General features: G+C 74.1%; 15 protein-coding genes. 4 read left to right on the top strand and 11 right to left on the bottom strand.

The window, feature by feature from the left end:
* Positions 1–2: 2 nt before the first annotated feature.
* The 4 genes from ACZ8ZB_RS27715 to ACZ8ZB_RS27700 form a co-directional block, all read right to left on the bottom strand.
* On the bottom strand, positions 3–1445 hold the full coding sequence (locus ACZ8ZB_RS27715; RefSeq protein ID WP_470740346.1) for a bifunctional transcriptional activator/DNA repair enzyme AdaA: 1443 nt from the start codon (positions 1443–1445) through the stop codon (positions 3–5).
* Between the two features lie 11 nt (positions 1446–1456).
* Positions 1457–2560, bottom strand: a complete 1104-nt coding sequence (gene rsgA, locus ACZ8ZB_RS27710) for a ribosome small subunit-dependent GTPase A (protein WP_470740345.1) — start codon at positions 2558–2560, stop codon at positions 1457–1459.
* A gap of 434 nt (positions 2561–2994) precedes the next feature.
* Complete coding sequence (locus ACZ8ZB_RS27705) at positions 2995–4446, bottom strand: cellulose binding domain-containing protein (protein WP_470740344.1); 1452 nt, start codon at positions 4444–4446, stop codon at positions 2995–2997.
* A 225-nt stretch (positions 4447–4671) separates the two neighbouring features.
* On the bottom strand, positions 4672–5994 hold the full coding sequence (locus ACZ8ZB_RS27700; protein ID WP_470740343.1) for a radical SAM protein: 1323 nt from the start codon (positions 5992–5994) through the stop codon (positions 4672–4674).
* A 155-nt stretch (positions 5995–6149) separates the two neighbouring features.
* Between ACZ8ZB_RS27700 and ACZ8ZB_RS27695 the strand changes: the two genes are divergently transcribed.
* From ACZ8ZB_RS27695 to ACZ8ZB_RS27685, 3 genes are all read left to right on the top strand, one after another.
* Positions 6150–7403, top strand: coding sequence for a D-arabinono-1,4-lactone oxidase (locus tag ACZ8ZB_RS27695; RefSeq protein WP_470740342.1), 1254 nt, complete (start codon positions 6150–6152; stop codon positions 7401–7403).
* A gap of 128 nt (positions 7404–7531) precedes the next feature.
* The gene (locus ACZ8ZB_RS27690) at positions 7532–8758 is read left to right on the top strand and encodes an ROK family transcriptional regulator (protein WP_470740341.1); all 1227 of its coding nucleotides are present in this window, start codon (positions 7532–7534) and stop codon (positions 8756–8758) included.
* Between the two features lie 259 nt (positions 8759–9017).
* Positions 9018–11882, top strand: coding sequence for a glycoside hydrolase family 2 TIM barrel-domain containing protein (locus tag ACZ8ZB_RS27685; RefSeq protein WP_470740340.1), 2865 nt, complete (start codon positions 9018–9020; stop codon positions 11880–11882).
* 6 nt (positions 11883–11888) lie between these two features.
* On the opposite strand, the gene ACZ8ZB_RS27680 is transcribed toward ACZ8ZB_RS27685, so the two are convergent.
* Both ACZ8ZB_RS27680 and ACZ8ZB_RS27675 read right to left on the bottom strand, forming a co-directional pair.
* The gene (locus ACZ8ZB_RS27680) at positions 11889–12398 is read right to left on the bottom strand and encodes a hypothetical protein (RefSeq protein ID WP_470740339.1); all 510 of its coding nucleotides are present in this window, start codon (positions 12396–12398) and stop codon (positions 11889–11891) included.
* Positions 12395–14125 carry a PHP domain-containing protein gene (locus ACZ8ZB_RS27675; protein WP_470740338.1) on the bottom strand — a complete coding sequence of 577 codons (1731 nt, stop codon included), beginning with the start codon at positions 14123–14125 and terminating at the stop codon, positions 12395–12397. The genes ACZ8ZB_RS27680 and ACZ8ZB_RS27675 overlap by 4 nt, the downstream gene beginning before the upstream one ends.
* A gap of 170 nt (positions 14126–14295) precedes the next feature.
* On the opposite strand from ACZ8ZB_RS27675, the gene ACZ8ZB_RS27670 reads away from it, so the two are divergent.
* Positions 14296–14883, top strand: a complete 588-nt coding sequence (locus ACZ8ZB_RS27670) for a TetR/AcrR family transcriptional regulator (protein WP_470741592.1) — start codon at positions 14296–14298, stop codon at positions 14881–14883.
* Positions 14884–14896: 13 nt separating this feature from the next.
* On the opposite strand, the gene ACZ8ZB_RS27665 is transcribed toward ACZ8ZB_RS27670, so the two are convergent.
* From ACZ8ZB_RS27665 to ACZ8ZB_RS27645, 5 genes are all read right to left on the bottom strand, one after another.
* Positions 14897–15685 carry an isocitrate lyase/PEP mutase family protein gene (locus tag ACZ8ZB_RS27665; protein WP_470740337.1) on the bottom strand — a complete coding sequence of 263 codons (789 nt, stop codon included), beginning with the start codon at positions 15683–15685 and terminating at the stop codon, positions 14897–14899.
* Entirely contained in the window at positions 15682–16143 is a 462-nt protein-coding gene (locus ACZ8ZB_RS27660) for a hypothetical protein (RefSeq protein WP_470740336.1), read from the bottom strand. The genes ACZ8ZB_RS27665 and ACZ8ZB_RS27660 overlap by 4 nt, the downstream gene beginning before the upstream one ends.
* 105 nt (positions 16144–16248) lie before the next feature.
* A complete protein-coding gene (locus ACZ8ZB_RS27655; protein WP_470740335.1) occupies positions 16249–17316 on the bottom strand; it encodes a rhamnogalacturonan acetylesterase in 1068 nt (355 codons plus the stop codon).
* A gap of 1 nt (position 17317) precedes the next feature.
* Entirely contained in the window at positions 17318–18400 is a 1083-nt protein-coding gene (locus ACZ8ZB_RS27650; RefSeq protein ID WP_470740334.1) for a glycoside hydrolase family 43 protein, read from the bottom strand.
* A 133-nt stretch (positions 18401–18533) separates the two neighbouring features.
* A complete protein-coding gene (locus tag ACZ8ZB_RS27645; RefSeq protein ID WP_470740333.1) occupies positions 18534–19364 on the bottom strand; it encodes a class II glutamine amidotransferase in 831 nt (276 codons plus the stop codon).
* Between the last annotated feature and the right edge of the window lie 6 nt (positions 19365–19370).

Here is a 19370-nt window from a genome sequence, read left to right as displayed (position 1 = left end):
GGTTACTCCAACTCCCCTGCTGCGCGCAGGTGGTTCAGGGCGTACGAGCGCCAGGGGCGCCAGGTGTCGGGAACGCCGGGTCCGGGCGGGGCCACGTCGGGGTCACCGAGCGCGCGGGTGCGGATCTCGGCGATCGTACGGGCGTCGAGGCCGGGGACGGCGGCCAGGGCGCCGTGGGCGTCGTCCCGGTCGGCGCCGGGTCCGAGGCGTACGGCGCCGTCGGCGAGGGCGGCGGTGAGCGCGCCCAGGGCGCCGCCGGGCTCGGCCCCGGCGAGGACGGCGGCTTCGGGGAACAGGTGGGTGAGGGTGCCGCAGGGGGCGTCGAGCCGCTTGCCGTACCGCTGGACCAGCCGTGCGGCCTCGTCGCGGCCCACCAGCGCCCGCACCGCCAGTTCGTTCGGGTCGGCGGCGCCCGGTGAGCGCAGTCCGGGCCGGGCGGCGACCAGCGGGGCGAGGCGGGCGTCGGCCCCGAGCCGTTCGTCGACGGCGTACGGGTCGGCGTCCAGGTCGAACAGCCGCCGCAGTCGTTGGACGGCGGTGGTCAGGTCGCGGAGGTCGGTGAGGTGGACGCGGGCGTCGAGCCAGCCGCCGGGGCGGTTGCCCGGCCCGCTGTGGGGGCGTTCCTCCACGGCGGCGATGCCGGTGCCGTGGGGCAGGCGCAGGGTGCGCCGGTAGGTGCGGGTGCCCGGGGCGCCGCTCACGTCCTCGACCCCGGGGACGGCCTCGCGTGCCAGCAGGTCGAAGACGGGGCCGGCCCGGTAGGGGCCGCGGTGGGCGAGCCGCAGGGGGATTCCGGCGGACGGGGCGGCGGTGCGTGCCGCGGCCCGTCCCCGGCGGGGCGCGGCGGCGCGCAGTCCGCTGGGAGTGGTGGCGTACACGGCCCGTACGGTGTCGTTGAACTGCCGCACGCTGGCGAATCCGGCGGCGAAGGCGATCTCGGTGACCGGCAGCCCGGTGGTCTGCAGGAGCACGCGCGCGGCGTGCGCCCGCTGGGCGCGGGCGAGCGCGACGGGCCCGGCGCCGAGCTCGTCGGTGAGCTGGCGCCGCACCTGGCGGGCGCTGTAGCCGAGCCGTGCGGCGAGTCCGGCGACGCCCTCGCGGTCGACGACGCCGTCGGCGATCAGCCGCATGGCCCGGCCGACGACGTCGGCCCGCACGTTCCACTCGGCGGAGCCGGGCACGGCGTCCGGGCGGCAGCGCCGGCAGGCGCGGAAGCCGGAGCCCTGCGCGGCGGCGGCGGTCTCGAAGAACCGCACGTTGTGCCGCTTCGGGGTGACGGCGGGACAGCTGGGCCGGCAGTAGACGCCGGTCGTCACCACGGCGAAGAAGAACGCCCCGTCGAACCGGGCGTCCCGGCTGCGCACCGCCTCGTACCTGCTGTTCTCGTCCTTCACACCGTCCAGTCTCCGCCGGCCGGGGAGCCCCGGCTGGCGGAAATCGGACATGAAGGTGTGCGCTACCGCAGGCGGCCCCGCTTGGCCTCCATCGCCGCCCTGCCGATGGCGTTCTTGCGCTTCCAGTCCTTGCGGATCTCCGCGCGGAGCCTGGCGTCGGTCTTGGCGACGATGTACTGGTTCTCCCGGAGCAGCTTGCGGTAGCTGTCCAGGCGGCGCTGCGGCAGCTCGCCGGTCCCGACGGCGTCGAGGACCGCGCAGCCCGGCTCGCTCTCGTGGGCGCAGTCGTGGAACCGGCAGTCCTCGGCGAGCTCCTCGATCTCGGCGAACACCTGGCCGACGCCGGCGGAGGCGTCCCACAGGCCGACGCCCCGCAGTCCCGGTGTGTCGATGAGGACTCCCCCGCCGGGCAGTGCCAGCAGGTTGCGGGTGGTCGTGGTGTGGCGGCCCTTGCCGTCGACGTCCCGGACGGCCCGCACGTCCATCACGTCCTCGCCGAGGAGCGCGTTGGCCAGGGTGGACTTGCCCGCGCCGGACTGCCCGAGCAGCACCGACGTACCGCCGGACGTGATCGCGGCGAGGACGTCGAGTCCGTCCCCGTCCCGCGCGCTGACGGGGAGCACCGGCACGCCGGGCGCACTGGTCTCCACGTCCTGGACGAGGTGTGCCCGGGTCACCGCGTCCGGCACCAGGTCGGCCTTGGTGAGGACGACCACCGGCTGCGCCCCGGACTCCCAGGCGAGCGCGAGGAAGCGCTCGATCCGGGCCAGGTCGAGTTCGGCGGCGAGGGAGACGGCGACGACGGCGTGGTCGACGTTGGCGGCGAGGACCTGTCCCTCGGACCGCTTGGAGGAGGCGGAGCGCACGAACGCCGTCCGTCGCGGCAGCAGCGTCCGCACGTAACGGGGGTCGGAGCCCTCCGGGTCGACGACGGCCCAGTCCCCCGTGCACACGACCTTCATCGGGTCACGGGGGACGACGAACTCGGTGTCCGCACGGACCGTCCCGTCCGCGGTGGCCACGTCGCACTGCCCCCGGTCGACCCGGACCACCCGGCCCGGCACCAGACCCTGCGCGGCGTACGGGGAGGACTCGGCCTCCCACCCCTCGTCCCAGCCGAGGCGGGCGAGAGGGTGCGACGAGAACGGAAGAGAGGAGAGATTCAAGGGAAACCCTTCGAAGGGCGGCCCCGGCACGGCGCGTCCACCGACGCGCGAGGAAGAGGTGAGGTCAGCCGGAGGCCACGGAGGTGAACGGAACGGATGACTGGAAGCGGGCAGCACCCATCACAGAGACAGCCATCGGTCACACCTCCCACGATCCTCGACCCGAACGAACAGCACTCATCGAGCGCTTCGCCAACACGGCACAGCCTAGGGTCACCGACGACCGCGCGCCATTCCTTTTCCGGGTTCCTCCGGCGCGAGCACAGCGCTCGGGGGAACCCCGTCCGGCGTGCACGCCGGACGGGGAGGAGGAACCGGCCCGCATCGACGGCATCCGGTGACCGGCACACGTCGCGCACGGCCACCGTGTGATCCGTGGTCACGGCGGCCCGCCGCCGGCCCGGTCCGGCACCTTGTTCCTCCGGACCTCCGCGTCACGCGATCGTGCAGGTGCGGCCGTTGAGCGTGAAGCCGGACGGTGGGTGGTTGGCGCCGTCGTGGGACGCGAGGAAGCCGAAGGCGAGTTTCCCGCCGGCGGCGACCGACTTGTCGTAGTCGGCGGCGGTGGCGGTGACCTGCGGGCCGTCCTGGCCGGGCGAGGCGTCCCACATCCGGGTGATCCGCTGGCCGTCGGGGAAGGTGAAGCCGACGCGCCAGGTGTCGAGGGGTTCGCGGGTGGTGACGGTGACGGTGGCCTGGAAGCCGTCGGGCCACTGGTTGACCAGGTCGTAGTCGGCCCGGCAGGCGGCCGGCTCGCCGGAGGCGGTGGTGGAGGAGGTGCCCTGCGGTCCGGGGTCGGGGTCCTCCCGGTCCGGGGAGCGTTCGGGGGTGCGCTCGGCGGACGGCTCCGGGGACGGGAAGGCCGTGGGGGCGGGGGGCAGGGAGGGGCCGGGGTCGGCCGCCGGCTGCCGGTCGGCGTCGGAGCGCGCGGCGCCCTCGTCGGCCGTGTCGCCGAACGGCATCAGGGAGACCGCGAGCGCGAGCAGGGAGACCAGGAGGGCGGCGACCAGCAGTCCGTGCCGGGCGAGGCGTGTCCTGTCCGTGCCGTCCGCCGGGCCGCCCGCGTCCGGGTCGGCCCGGTCCGGGCGGCCGGCCCCGAGCCGTACCTCGGCGGCGCGGCGGCGGCGCTCCAGATAGGCGAGGCCGCCCCAGCCGATCACCCCGCCGGCCAGCGCGCCGGGCAGTCCCCCGCCGTGCAGCCGCAGGCAGGCGGCGGCCTCGGCGCACCGGTGGCAGGTGGCGAGGTGCCGGGAGAGGTCGTCGGGGGTGTCCGCGGCGGGCGAGCGGGTGACGGCGTCGAGCAGCCGGGCGTAGCTGCGGCACTCGGCGTCCAGGGGCGAGTCGAGGTGGTTGCGGTGGCAGCGGTCCCGGAACAGGCGGCCGACCTGGGCGAGTTCGTCGGCCGCGGTGGCGGGGTCGAGGCCGAGCCGGCGGGCCACCAGGGGCAGCGGCAGGGCCTCCGCCTCGGCCAGCCAGAGCAGTTCGGCGTCCGCGGGCTGCAGGTCGCGCAGTCCGCGCAGGGCGACCGGGCGGTCCAGTGGCGGGCCGGTGTGGCGGGCGGCCTGCTCGGAGTGGAGCCACAGCCGCAGATCGGGGTCGAGCTTGTGTCCCTGTCCCGCGTCCTCCCAGGCGGCCGCCGTGCTGCGGACCGCCGTCAGCAGCAGGGGTATCCGGGGCAGCCGAAAGGGGCGGCGGCCGTGGCCGCGGACGGTGCCCGACTCCGCCTCGCGCAGCTCCCGTATGCCCTGCGCGAAGGCCTCGCGGGCCAGTTCCGCCGCGGCGGCGGATCCGGCCGTGCACAGGTCGGCGTAGGAGAGCGCGGCGTCCCAGCACTCGGTGAACAGCGCCGCCTCGGTGGCGTCCTGGGGGCTCGGCAGGTCGGGCATGGGACTCCCGCATCACGAACGAGGTCAACTCGCCATAGGGGCAGTGGAGTTGGGGAAACCTCGCGGCAGTGGCAGAGCTTTTCACGTCCCCGACACAACTGACAAGCGCTTCCCTCACTTTCCGTGGCGGCACCGCGACCCCCCGCAGGGACCGTACGCGCGGAAGGCCGGAACGTCCCGGTTCCGGCCTTCCGCGTCCGACGGGGCGGCGACGCCCCGGGCGCCTCAGACCGCCTCGGCGGACTCCTGCGCCGGGAGGCTGTCCATGAAGGAGCTGACGGAGAAGACCGCGTTGCCGGGTCCGGGCGGGCCGTAGCCGGGGGGCGAGGAGAGTCCGAAGTCCTCCATGGTCTGCCGGTACGCCTGGAGCAGCCGGATGTGGTACTCCAGCGGGGCGCCCTGCGGGTTGGCCTTGCCGAGCGGGGTGGTCGGCTCCGGGCACCAGGTGGTGAAGCGGGGCGTGATGCCGTGCGACATGAAGAAGCGCAGGCCCTCGGTGGTGGAGGCGATGGCCTCGTCGACCGTCTTGAAGCCGAAGGGCTCGGCCATCTCGACGCCCGCCACGAAGTTGGGGATCACGTTGCGCGCGCCGAAGACCTCCGCCGAGTCGAGGATCCGCCTGTGCCACTCGTCACGGCCGACGTAACGCTCCTTGCCGGGGCAGTACATCTTGAACAGGTACTCGTCCCACACCTCGTAGTTGGGGTGGTAGATCTGCACGCCGTAGTCCTTGAAGCGCTGCACGTCGTCCCTGGGCAGCGCCTGGGCGACGACCTTGCCGATCCAGCGGCCGGGGAAGCGCTCCTCGATGGCCTTGGCGTAGTGGCCGTAGAAGTCGGCCTCGTCGCGTCCGGAGACGGTCCTGGTGATGGCGCCGCCGGTGAGGGTGTAGGCCGTGGACGCCTTCGCGGTGTCGTACCGGTCGATGATCTCGAGGGCCTCCAGGACCTCCTCGACGTCCTTCACCCCGGTGTAGGGCCGGCCGGCCGCCTTGTGCTGGCGCCAGTTGTGATTGATGTCGCAGTACTGGCACTCCTCCTTGGCGCCGAAGTACTGGCAGACCCGGAAGACGGTCAGGTAGATCAGGTAGCCCCACTGGATGGTGGGGGCGACCTCCATGACCGACTTCCCGTTGGAGAGCTTGTGCCGGTAGTACTCGGGCATCGGCGGCACGCCGACGTCCGAGATCCGCCTGCCGTCGAGGTAGAGGCCGAGCACGCCGTGCTCGTCGGCGGCGACGCGGTAGGGGGAGGCCGGGTTCACGCGCACGGACACGACCGTGCGGCGCAGGTCGTACGGGCCGCCGGTGAGGATGATCTCCTCCGGCGGGCGGCGCAGCGCGGCCTCGCCCAGCTCGGGCAGGGTGCCGTGGTCGAAGGAGAAGATGAAGTACGACTTCGGTTTGACCTCACCGCCCTCGTTGTCGCTGAGCGCGGACGGATCGAAGGCCACACCGCCGCGCAGCAGGTCCTCCTTGAAGACGGCCTCGCGCGGCACGTGCGGGAACCGCTCCATCAGATCCTCGACCAGCGCGGTGCGGCTGCCCATCGAAGTGTCTCCTCCCGGTTCGGACGTACGACTCCTCACGGTATGCCCCCGCCCGGACGTCCGGGGTGGCGGGTCCCCCCACAGGGCGTGGACCGCTCACGGGATAGGTTCCGGCGGGGGACCTTTCCGGTCCCGGGCGTCAGGAGGGACGAGCGATGGCCGAGACCGTGACCAACTGGGCGGGCAACATCACGTACGCCGCCAAGGAGCTGCACCGCCCGCGGAGCCTGGACGCGCTGCGGGACCTGGTCGCCGGGAGCCCGCGCGTGCGGGTCCTGGGCAGCGGGCACTCCTTCAACGAGATCGCCGAGCCCGGCGAGGACGGCGTCCTGCTCTCCCTCGACGCGCTGCCCGCCGAGATCGACGTGGACACGACCGTCCGGACGGTACGGGTCGGGGGCGGCGTGCGGTACGCCGAGCTGGCGCGGGAGGTGCACCGGCACGGGCTGGCGCTGGCGAACATGGCGTCGCTGCCGCACATCTCGGTGGCCGGTTCGGTCGCCACCGGCACGCACGGCTCCGGTGTCGGCAACGGGCCGCTCGCCTCCTCCGTGCGTGCGGTGGAGCTGGTCACGGCGGGCGGCGCCACGGTGACCGTGGAGCGTGGCGAAGAGCGGTTCGGCGGCGCGGTCACCTCGCTGGGCGCGCTCGGTGTCGTCACCGCGCTCACCCTGGACCTGGAGCCGGCCTTCGAGGTCGAGCAGCACGTGTTCACCGAGATGCCGCTGGAAGGGCTGGATCCCGCCGCGTTCGAGAAGGTGATGTCGGCGGCGTACAGCGTGAGCCTGTTCACCGACTGGCGGGCGCCCGGCTTCCGCCAGGTGTGGGTGAAGCGGCGCACCGACCAGCCGCTGCCGGACTTCCCCTGGGCGCCCGCGGCGACCGGGAAGATGCACCCGGTGCCGGGGATGCCGGCGGTGAACTGCACCGAGCAGTTCGGCGTGGCCGGTCCCTGGCACGAGCGGCTGCCGCACTTCCGGGCGGAGTTCACCCCGAGCAGCGGGGCGGAGCTGCAGTCGGAGTACCTGATGCCACGGGAGTCGGCGGTCGCCGTGCTGCACGCGCTGGACGGGATCCGGGAGACGGTCGCCCCCGTGCTGCAGACCTGCGAGGTGCGCACCGTCGCCGCCGACGACCAGTGGATCGGCCCCTCCCACGGCCGGGACACGGTGGCCGTCCACTTCACCTGGATCGAGGACACGGCGGCGGTGCTGCCCGTGGTGGCGCGGGTGGAGGAGGCGCTGGCGCCGTTCGGGGCGCGGCCGCACTGGGGGAAGGTGTTCACCACGCCGGCGGCGGAGCTGCGCGCCCGCTACCCGCGCCTGCACGACTTCCGGGCCCTCGTCCGCGACCTGGACCCGGCCGGCGCGTTCACCAACGCGTTCGTCCGGGACGTCCTGGGCGACTGACCCGCGCCGGCCCCGCCCGGGCTTCGTCGGGCCCCTTTCCCAACCCCTTGTCGAAGGGTCCGCCTCCCCCATAGCCTTGCCGCGCGCCGGTGCCCGGTCGGCCCGGTCCGGCAGGGAGGGGCAGCCCGGTGAGACGCACGTCACGGGACATCCGTACGGCCAACCGCTACCAGGTGCTGCGCCAGATCATCGCCGCGTCGCCCACCTCCCGGCAGGAGCTGGCGGCCGCCACGGGCCTGAGCCTCGCCACCGTCGCCACCCTGGTCGGGGAGCTGCTCGGCCTCGGCATGATCACCGAGGTCGGTTTCGAGGACTCGGCCGGCGGCCGTCCCCGGGGCCTGGTGGCCGTCAACGCGCCGGGGGGCGCGCTGATCGGTGTGGATCTCGCCGAGACCTACGTCCGGGCCGAGCTGTTCGACCTCGCGCTGAACGTGCTGGCCCGCGCCGAGGAGGAGGTGCGCCCCGGGGAGAGCCGGCCCGAGCAGGTCGTGGGGCACGTGGCCGCGGCGGTGGGGTCGGTGGTGGCGCGGGCCGGGGTGGAGGGCGCGCGGGTGCTCGGGGCCGGGGTGAGCGTGCCGGGCCAGGTGGACCGGGACACCGGTGTCTGCGCGTACGCCCCGAACTGGGACTGGCACGACGTGCCGCTGCTCGACCTGCTCACCGAGCACCTCGCCCACCCCCTGTACCTGGACAACCCGTTGCGGGCCTGCGCGGTGGCCGAGCTGTGGTTCGGGGCGGCGCGCGGGCACGGGGACGCGGTGGTGGTGAACCTCGGGACCGGGGTGGGCGCCGGGCTGGTGCTGGGCGGCGCGGTGCACCGGGGAGTGAGCGACAGCGCGGGCGAGTGGGGGCACACCACCCTCGTCCTGGACGGCCGCCCCTGCCACTGCGGCGACCGGGGCTGTGTGGAGACGTACACCGGCGCGCCCGGGATCATGCTGAACCTGCGGGAGCTGAGCCCGGACAGCCCGCTGCTGCGGCCCGGCGACCAGACGGCGACCATCGACGCGCTGGCCCGGGGGGTGAGGGCGGGCGATCCGGTGGCGGTGGAGGTGCTCGGGCGCACCGCCCGCCACCTCGGCGCCGGGATCGCCGATCTGGTCAACCTCTTCAACCCGGAGGTGGTCGTGCTCAGCAGCTGGGTCGCGGCCGCGTTCGGCGAGCCGCTGCTCGACGAGGTACGGACGGCCGTCGCCCGGCACGCGCTGCGCCGCCCGCTGGCCGCCGCCCGGATCGTCCTCTCCCCGATCCCCACCGACCCGGTGTGCCTGGGAGCGGCGACGTTCGCGCTGGAGGGGGCGTTGCGGTCGGCGGGGAAGGGCGCCGGGAAGCGCGCCGACGGCAACCGCCGGTAGGTCCGGGCCCGTTCGCCATCACGAACGGGCCGCAACGCTTCGCACGGACTTCGTCCGACCCCTTGCCGAAGTGTTGTCCGAAGGTTAACGTCCCGCGCACCGCAAGCCTTGAGCGCCACCCGCCGACAGCCGCACTCGAGACAAGGACGTCGTCATGCCGGCATCGGGCGACAGCACGTGGGACCGTCCGGCGCCGGCTGGTGCGGGGCATCGCGCGGACCGGGATCGAGGGCCGAAGCCAGACCGACCTAGGAGACCCATGTCATCGCACACCCCGGCGACCGGCTACGTCGAGGACGTCTCACCCGGCCGCGGGACCCTGCCCCCGCGCGCCTGGTACGCGTCCTCCGACGCGGCGTCCCTGTCCCTGAACGGCGGCTGGCGCCTGCGGGTGTCCGCCACCGCGGACGCCGAGGACGACTCGTTCGCCGCGCCCGGATACGACGCCGGCCACTGGGCGGAGGTGACCGTGCCCGGCCACTGGGTGCTCCAGGGCCACGGCGCGCCGATCTACACCAACCACCTCTACCCCTTCCCCGTCGATCCGCCGCACGTCCCCACCGAGAACCCGACCGGCGACCATCTGCGCGTCTTCGACCTGCCGGGCGACTGGCCGGCCGGCGGCGGGGCCGTGCTCCGCTTCGACGGGGTGGAGTCCTGCGCCCGGGTGTGGCTGAACGGCACGGAGATCGGGGATTTCAAGGGATCGCGGCTGCCGCACGAGTTCGCGGTCGGGCACCTGCTGGAGCCGTCCGGGAACGTCCTCGCGGTCCGGGTCCACCAGTGGTCGGCGGGCTCGTACCTGGAGGACCAGGACCAGTGGTGGCTGCCCGGCGTCTTCCGCGACGTGACCCTGCTGCACCGTCCGGCCGGCGCCGTCGGCGACTTCTTCGTGCACGCCTCCTACGACCACGTCACCGGCGCGGGCACCCTGCGCGTCGACTCCGCCGTCGAGGGCCGGGTGACCGTGGCGGAGCTCGGCGTCGACGTGGCGGCCGGCGAGCCGGTGACGCTCCCGGTCGAGCCGTGGACGGCGGAGACGCCCCGGCTGTACGACGGGGTGCTGGCCACGGCGGGCGAACGCGTCCCGCTGCGCATCGGCTTCCGCACGGTCGTCGTCGAGGACGGCCTGCTCAAGGTGAACGGGACCCCCCTGCTGTTCAAGGGCGTCAACCGGCACGAGTGGCACCCGCGCGAGGGCCGCGCGCTGGACCTCGCCACCATGCGCGAGGACGTGCTGCTGATGAAGCGGCACAACGTCAACGCGGTCCGCACCTCGCACTACCCGCCGCACCCGGCCTTCCTCGGCCTGTGCGACGAGTACGGGCTGTGGGTGATCGACGAGTGCGACCTGGAGACCCACGGCTTCGTCGAACAGGAGTGGCGGGACAACCCCGTCGACGACGAACGCTGGACGCCGGCCCTGCTGGACCGGGCCGCGCGCATGGTCGAGCGGGACAAGAACCACCCGTCGGTGGTCATGTGGTCGCTCGGCAACGAGGCCGGCACCGGACGCGGGCTGACCGCGATGGCCGACTGGATCCACGACCGGGACCCGTCCCGCCCGGTGCACTACGAGGGCGACCCCGGCTGCCGCGACACGGACGTGTACTCGCGGATGTACCCGCCGCACGAGGAGGTCGAGCGGATCGCCCGGGGCCTGGACGGCGGCACCCGCCGCAGGCGCGAACTGCCGCTGATCCTCTGCGAGTACGCACACGCCATGGGCAACGGCCCCGGCGGGCTCACCGAGTACCAGGAGCTGTTCGAGCGGTACGACCGGCTCCAGGGCGGCTTCGTCTGGGAGTGGATCGACCACGGCGTCGAGCACCCGGAGCTGGGCCACGCCTACGGCGGTGACTTCGGGGAGGAGCTGCACGACGCCAACTTCGTCTGCGACGGACTGGTCTTCCCGGACCGCACGCCGTCACCGGGCCTGATCGAGTACAAGAAGGTGATCGAGCCGGTCCGGATCGGGGCGGGCGACGCGGACGGCACCGTACGGGTGACCAACCGGTACGACTTCACGGACCTGTCCCATCTGGAGTTCTCGTTCTCCTACCAGGTGAACGGCCGGCCGGCGGGGGCCCGCCGGCTCACCGTGCCGCCGCTCGGCCCCGGGGAGTCGGCGGAGGTCAAGCTGCCCGCGGCCCCGGACGGCGGCGGCGAGGAGGTGCAGTGGACGGTGGAGGCGCGGCTCGCCGAGGACACGCCCTGGGCCGGCAAGGGCCACGAAGTGGCCTGGGCACAGGGAACGGCGGCCCGCCGCGCCCCGCTGTCCGCGGCGACCGGCGTACGCCCCGCCGTCGACGGGGACCGCATCACCCTGGGACCCGCGGTCTTCGACGCCCGCACCGGCGCGCCGCGCACCCTCGCCGGTGTCCCGGTGAGCGGTCTGCGGCTGGACGTGTGGCGGGCGACCACCGACAACGACGACGGGGCGGCCTGGCAGACGGACACCCGGTACGGGCCGCTCTGGCGCGAGCTGGGCCTGCACCGGATGCGGCACCGCGTCGAGGCCGTCGAGACGGACGGCGACGCGCTGACCGTACGGACCCGGGTGGCGCCCGCCGGGCGGGAGACGGGCCTGCGGACGGCGTACCGCTGGACCTCCGACGGCACGCGCGTACGGCTGACCGTCTCGGTCGTGCCGGAGGGCGAGTGGCGGGTTCCGCTGCCCCGGCTCGGCATCCGCTTCGGCCTCCCCGGGGCCACCCCCGAGGACGCCGTCGTCTGGTTCGGCGGCGGGGGCGAGTCGTACCCGGACACCCGGGCCGCCTCCCGGGACCTGCGGTGGAGCGCGAGCGTGCGGGAGCTCCAGACGCCTTACGTCCGCCCTCAGGAGAACGGCGCCCGCGCCGGCGTGCGGTGGGCGGAGATCGGCGGTCTGCGGGTCGACGGCGAACCGGAGTTCTGGTTCACGGCCAGGCCCTGGACCACCGAGCAGCTGGACGCCGCCCGGCACCGCACCGACCTCGTCCCCGGCGACACGGTCTGGGTCCACCTGGACCACCGGCTGCACGGCATCGGCTCCCAGTCCTGCGGCCCGGGCCCGCTCCCCCGGTACTACCTGTGGCCCGAGCCCGCGGAGTTCTCCTTCGTCTTCTCGGAGCCGCGCGACTGAGGGGGCTCAGTGGTCCGCGCAGCAGGGCGTGGGGTCCGGGGCCTCGAACGGCACCAGGGTGCCGCCCAGGGCCGGGGTGGCGGCGAGGACGAGTTCGTCCCGCCGCCACTGCGGCCGCACGTGGTCACGGGTCACGAGGCGCGTGTCCGGGCCGGGCGGCTCGGGCGTGCCCAGGACCGTCACGCGGGTGATCGCGGAGCCGGCGAGCAGTTCCGCGACGGTCGTCGTGCCGGTGAGCGCGGAGACGCCCGGGTAGAGCACCGCGCGTCCCACCTCGTCGGGCAGGCCCGGGGAGACCGTTCCGTACCCCGCGAGCCGCTCCCGGAGGGTGTCCGGGAGCGGCCGCGCGGGCAGGGACAGCGACACGACGACGCGCGGACGGTCGTCGCGCACCAGGTGGGTGCAGCCGAACACGTCCTCGGGGAGGTCGAGTCCGGCCGCCATCCGGTGCAGCAGGCGGTCGGCGTCGAGCAGGTCCCCGGTGCCCGCGTCCACGGTGAGGGCGTAGGGCGTCACGACGGCAGGACCCACACCGGGTTGGAGTAGAACCACAGGTCGCGCCACGGGTCGGCGTCGCCCACGACGTCGAGGGCGGGGCCCGCCGGGTCGACCTTGGCTCCCATGGCGCCGACGGCGGTCCGGTTGCCGTCGGTGCCGCGCAGCCGGAGGTACACCGGGCGGTCGACGCGGCCGAGGTCGAAGGTGACGCGGACGGTGCCGGCCGACTTGTCGATCTCGTAGGACCGGGCGACCTTCGCCGTGGGCGCGGTGAACGTGTCCTTGTCGGCGACCGGGCCGGTCACGTCGCCCTGGATGACGTCGACGCGGGCGAGCTTGGGGGTGAACCCGGCCCAGTTGTTGCCGCCGGCGAGGGCGATGTCGGCGGTCAGCGTGACCTTGGTGCCCTTGCGCACGTGCAGGGCGCCGCCGAGGGTGGCCCAGCGGGCGCCGCCGGCGACGCGGACGTCGAGGCCGCTGATGAGCTGGCCGTGGTCGACCCAGATGCGGCCGGCGCGGATGCCGTCCATGACGGCGGCGTAGGAGAAGCCGTCGGCGCCGACGTGGGTGCGGCTGTACTGGCCGGGCCAGTAGTCGCCCTCGGTGACGTCGATCTGTCCGGCGTAGACCGGGTCGTCGTAGCGGCCGTTGGCGTTGAAGTCGCCGCCGCCGCGGGCGGCGGTGTCGCCGTACACCTGGTGGGAGTCGGAGTTGGCGGTGATCCACCAGGGGCGGCCCTCGGCCAGGAGGCTGTCCCACAGGCCGCCGACGGTGGCGGTCATCCAGTCGAAGCCGCCCCAGGTGCGGTAGCTCTCCAGCGGGTAGCCGGGGAAGGAGTTGGCGCCGGGGCTGCCGTCGTAGATGCCGCGGGCGCGGCCCATGCCGAGCGGCTTGGGCAGGCCGGCGGCCTGGTGTCCGGGGGCGCCCTCGAAGCCGACGGCGATCTGCCGGTCGCCGGCGCCGGTCGCGTCGCGCCAGGCGCGGATCTCGTGCGGGGAGTCGATGCCCTTGCGCGCGGGGTGGTTGGCGAGCATCAGGGCGTCCTTGACCTTGCGCCGCCTGACCTGGTCGGCGAGGAAGTTCAGCCCGGCGACGGCGAGCGCCTCGTTGGCCGGGGTGGAGGCGGTGGCGCCCTTGACGCCGCCGTCGTAGTCGGTCTCGAACTGCTTGAGGACGGAGACCTCGTTGCGGCCCGGGTGGACGAAGACGGTGCCGTGCTCGGCGGCCGGGATGTTCCACTCCAGGCCCTGGAAGACGAGGGTGTCCTGGTGGGCGTCGCGGGCCTCGAGGATGTCCGGGTTGACCCTGTCCACGCCGATCCTGGCGTGGGTGGCGCCTCCGTGGTCGGTGATGACCAGCCAGTCCATGCCGTGCCGGGCGCCCTGGCGGACCTGGTCGGCGACGCGGTACTTGCCGTCGCTGCTGTACTGGGTGTGGATGTGGTGGTCGCCCGCCAGCCACAGGAAGCCCTTGCTCCTTCCCCTGCCGCGACCGCTGTCACCCGCCGCGTGCGCGGGCGTGGCGGCGCCGGCGCCGGCGGAGAGCACGGTGCCGGCCGCGAGGCCCGCGCCGAGCAGCCCGGCCCGGCGCAGCAGCGTACGGCGGGACCTCTGCTCGGGGTTCAGCGCCTCGTCGGGCACGGAGGTGTCGAAGGCCGCGGGCAGGGGAGCCGTCGTCTCGTGCCGGTGGTCGTGTCCGTGATGGTGGTGATGGTGTCCGTGTGCGTGTGCGTGCCCGTGACCCATGGAGTGCCTCCTCGATACCGCGGCGCGAGGACGCCGCGTGTGGAGGATCAAGGAGACGCGTGAACGTTGAACGACATACGGATGAGCGGTACATGCCCTGGACGCGGCGGCTCGCGCACATCTGATCGGTAGGCTGGGCGCTTCCTGTCGGGTTTGCTTCGGAGGCCTCCATTCCCCGCGCCGGACTCACCGCCGACCGTCTCGTCGCGGCCGCCGCCGACCTCGCCGACGAGGCGGGCTACGAGAACGTCACCCTGTCCGCGCTGGCCCGGCGTTTCGGCGTGAAGGACGCGAGCCTGTACGCGCACGTGCGCGGGCTGCGGGACCTGCACGTCCGGATGGCCCTGCTCGCGGGCGGGGAGATGATCGACCGGATCGCGACGGCGGTCGCCGGACGGACCGGGAGGGAGGCGCTGGCCGCCTTCGCGAACGCCTACCGGGAGTACGCCCTGACCCACCCGGGCCGTTACGCGGCCGCCCAGCTCCCCCTGGGCCGGTTCCCGGTGACCGGCTCCCCCGTCCTGCGCCGCACCGCCGAGATCACCTACGGCCTGCTCCGGGCGTACGGACTGCGGGAGCCCGACCTCACCGACGCCGTGCGCCTGCTGCGCAGCACCTTCCACGGCTACTGCGCCCTGGAGTCCGCCGGCGCCTTCGGCGACCCCCGGGACGTGCGGGCCTCCTGGGACGCGGCGGTCGGGGCCCTGCACGTCGCCCTGGTGAACTGGCCGCGGTCTCCGGAGGGTCGACCGTCGTAGGCGCGTGCCGGGGTCACCCGGGGGAAGCCGCGCCGTCGCTCCCGCCACGGCCCCGCCGGCTCAGCGACTCGACCTCCTCGTACGACGGCGTCGTGCCTTGCGGCCTGCGGCCCGCCCGGACGGCGGCCGCCGCCTCCACCGCGGCGCCCAGCGCCCGCCGGTACAGCAGCGAGCCGAGGCTGACGCGGCGGACGCCGAGGTCGGCGAGGCGGGGCACGGACGGGCCGGCGGGCGAGTGGAGGACGTTGAGGGGGACGCCGTCCAGGCCGCGCACCAGGGCGGCGATCTCCCGGGGGTCGGTGAGGCCGGGCACGAACACGCCGTGCGCGCCCGCTTCGACGTAGGCGTCGAGGCGGCGGGTGGTGTCCTCGCCGTCACCGAGCCAGTGCGTGTCGGTGCGGGCGTTGACGAAGAGGCCGGGGGCCGCCGCCCGGACGGCGGCGATCTTCGCCGCGTGCCGGTCGGCGGGCCCGAGTCCGTCCTCCAGGTTGATGCCGGCGGCGCCCAGCGCGTACAGCTCCCGGGCGAACTCGGCCACCTCGTCCGGGTCGTCGCCGAAGCCGCCCTCCGCGTCCACGGAGAGCAGGAACGGTCCCGGGCCGAGGGCGCGGGCGAGCCGCAGCGTCTCCTCGCGGGTGGCCGCGGCTCCGTCGGGCAGCCCGGCCGCCGCGGCGACGGCGAGGCTGGTGGTGCCGACGGCCGGGAAGCCGTGCGCGGCCAGGAGGTGCGCGGAGGCGTGGTCCCAGGCGTTGGGCAGCAGCAGGGGTTCGTCCGCGTGGTGGAGGTCGGCGAAGGCTCTCACGACAGGTCTCCGACGGCGTCCGCGTAGTAGACGGACTCGGTGAGGTGGCGGGCGAGTTCGCGGAAGCTCCAGCCCTCGCCGGGCGAGTCGTCGAGCTGTTCGTCGGTGAGCGCGTCGAGGCGGTCGGCCCAGATGCGGGCGAGCCTGGTGAGGCGGCTGCGGGCCTCGTCGAGGTCCTGCGGGGTGAAGGGGGCGAGATCGGCCTCGGTGGTGATCAGGGAGGCGTGCCAGTGGTCGGGCTGCGGTTCCTCGCCGGCGAGCCGGGCCTCCATCTCCGCGAGGTGGTCGACGAGGTGGTCGGCGACGCGGCGGATCGCCTTGTGCGGGGTGTAGAGGCGGTCGTCGACGTGGGCGGGTTCGCCGTTCCAGCGGGTCCAGGTGGCGGCCAGGGCGAGGACGTGGTCGACCATGCCGGTGACGGTCGCGGAAGGGGTGGCGGTCTGCGGGTGCTCGTGCATGCGGCCACGCTAGGAGCGGGACGCTTCGGCGCCGGCCGAACTGTCCGGGCGCACGGGGGCGGCGGGCCCGGGGCGCCCCGGTTCCGGCCGGGGCGCCCCGGGGTTTCACCCCGTCCTGACCTTGCTCCGGGGCACCAGACGCAGGTTCAGCAGTTCCTCGCGGACCAGGTCCGCGTACACGGTGGCGCCGTGCACGGAGGTGTGCGTGTTGTCCCGTTTCCCGTCGGTGAGGTACAGCGCCTTGGAGCCCTCCACACCGAGGGACTCCACCAGCGCCCTGGTCCGCGCCGTGAGGTCGATCAGCGGGACCCCCCGGTCGGCGGCGACGGAGCGGATGACGGCCGGGTGGTCGACGCCGAGTCCGTTGACCAGCAGGGCGGTGGCGTTGTCCAGGGTGCCGTCGGCGTTGAACCGGCGCCGCACGACCGGGGTCACCAGGACCGGCTCCCCGCCCCGCTCCCGCACGCCCGCCACCAGTGCCTCGAGGCCTGCCCGGTAGGTCGCCCCGTCGGTGGTCTTGTCGTTGTGGGCGAGCTGGATCAGGACGAGGTCGCCGCGCCGGACCAGTGGCCGGACGGTGTCCCACAGGAGCGGGTTGCCGAGGTAGCTGACCGTGCTCTCCCCGGAGTCCGCGTAGTTGGCCACGGACAGCCCCTCGCGCAGGTACTGGGGCAGCCGCTGGCCCCAGCCGGCGTACGGGTCGCCGGGCTGGTCGCAGACCGTGGAGTCGCCGACCAGGAGGATCTGCCGGGCGTGCCGGGCCGGGGTGACCCGGATGCCGGCGAGCGCGGGCGCGCTTCCGCCGACGGCGAGGTCGAGTCCGGGGGTGCCCTCGGCGCCGAGGGGTTCGCCCTCGGGGGTGCGGACGTTCACGGTGAAGCTCCGCACGACGCGTTTCCCGGCCGGGGCGGCGGTCTCCGGGAGCAGGGCGCGCCGGCTCTCGCCGCCGAGGGCGGTGCTGGACGCCCGGTCGCCGCCGAGGGTGACCCGCACGTCGTAGGTGCCGGGCGGCAGGTCGAAATGGCAGGCGGTGGCCGTGCAGTTCTCGATGCCGGGGGCGGGCGGACGCTCCTCGTGCGGCTGCTGCGCCTGGGCCGGTACGGCCGACAGGACGGCGCCCAGCGCCACGGCCGTCGTCACGGCGGCCCGGCCGAGCGTGCTGCTGCGTCTCATGTCACGCCCCCTCCCCCGCCGCGGTGTCGGCCACGGGGACGCCGAAGTCGGGGGTGCCGTCCGCCTTCCAGCCGAGCCTCTGGATCCGGGTGTGCCGGTTGGGATCGTCCAGCGGGTCGCCGGTGATCTCCTTGTACTGGCGGGCGTGGTAGACGAGGACGTCGGTGCGGCCGTCCTCGGCGACGGTGAAGCAGTTGTGGCCGGGCCCGTACTGCCCGGTGCTGTCGTTGCCGGTGAAGACGGGGACGGGCGACTTGGCCCAGCTCGCCGGGTCCATGAGGTCGCTGTCCTCGTCGGCGGTCAGCAGGCCCACGCAGTAGTGGTGGTCGGTGGCGCTGGCCGAGTAGGTCATGAACAGCCGGCCGTTGCGGTGCAGGACGTAGGGCCCCTCGTTGACGGCGAAGCCGATGCGCTCCCATTCGTACTCGGGCGTGGTCAACCGTACTTGGGGCCCGGTCAGGGTCCAGGGGTTCGCCATCTCGGAGAGCCAGACGGCGGTGTTGTTGTCCATGCCGGGTTCGTGCTGGGCCCAGGCGAGGTAGCGGGTGCCGCGGTGGGCGAAGGTGGTGGCGTCCAGGGAGAAGGTCTCCCACGCGGTCTTGAGCTGCCCCTTCTCGACCCAGGTGCCCTTGAAGGGGTCGGGGTGGGCGTTCTCGAGCACCCAGATGCGGATCGCCCACACGTCCTCAGCGGGCGCGGCGGCGAAGTAGACGTACCACTTGCCGGCGACGCGGTGCATCTCCGGCGCCCAGATGTGGGCGCCCATGTCGCCGGTGGGGTGCGCCCGCCAGATCACCGACTCGGCGGCCCGGCCGAGTCCGCCCAGGGTGCGGGAGCGGCGCAGGACGATCCGGTCGTACTCGGGGACGGTGGCGGTGAAGTAGTAGAAGCCGTCGGTGTGCCGGGTGATGTGCGGGTCGGCGCGGTGGGGGACGAGCGGGTTCACGTACGGGGCCGCCTTCGCCGGCGGGGCGGCGTGGGCGGCGGGGGCCGCCGCGGCCAGGGCGCCCGCGGCGAGGGCGCCCTTCAGCAGGAGCCTGCGGGCGGGGGGCGGGTGGGGCAGGTCGTCGGCGGCGCGGCTCACGTGGTCTGCCTCTCGTGGGGGAGGACGATGACGTTCGTGGTTTCGAACGACATCTGACATGACGAACGCCGCCAAGGTAAGGGTGTGTCAGGGGGAGGTCAACGGGTCCGGCGCGACGCGGAGGTGCCGGCCCTCACGCAGCGGGCGCGAAGGAGTGCATCTCGTCCCCCTCGGGCCCCACCACGCCGTACGTGCCCTCGGGGACGGCGTTCCAGGCGCCGGGCAGGTCGCCCAGGGGTTCGGAGACGATGAGGCGGGCGTCGCCGGAGATCTCGCGCAGGAACGCCACGTCCGGGTGGAGGGAGCGCAGCGTCTCCACGCGGGTGCTGTAGAAGAGCGAACGCGACTCCTTCTGGCTGGAGTAGCGGAACGCCCACAGACGCACGCCGTCGGTCACCGAGACGGTCATCTGCAGCGGGAACTCCACTCCGTGCTCGTGGCCGACGCGTTCCACCAGGCCGGCCATCCGGGCGACGGCGCCGGGCGGGTCCTCCTCCAGACCGAGGGTCAGCGCCAGGTAGAACATCATCTCCGAGTCCGTGGACCCCTCGACGTACGGGAACAGCTCCGGCGCGACGGACAGCGCGAGGTCGCGCCTGACCAGGTGGAACTCGGCGATCGCCCCGTTGTGCATCCACATCCAGCGGCCGTGCCGGAAGGGGTGGCAGTTGGTCTGCTGCACCGCCGTGCCGGTCGAGGCCCGGATGTGGGCGAAGAAGAGCGGCGAGACGACGTGCTCGGCGATCTCCCGCAGGTTGCGGTCGCTCCACGCCGGGCCGATGTCCCGGACGACGGCGGGGCTGTCCTTGTGCGAGGCGTACCAGCCCACGCCGAACCCGTCGCCGTTGGTCGTCTCGACGCCCATCCTGGCGTGCAGGCTCTGGTCGATCAGTGAGTGGACCGGTTTGTAGAGGATGCTCTCCAGCAGGATGGGGGTGCCCGAATAGGCGAGCCAACGGCACATGTCCAC

The sequence above is a fragment of the Streptomyces sp. 12E genome (assembly GCF_055633275.1).
Note: the sequence above shows the minus strand (reverse complement) of the source record. Positions and strands in the feature narration are given on the sequence as shown.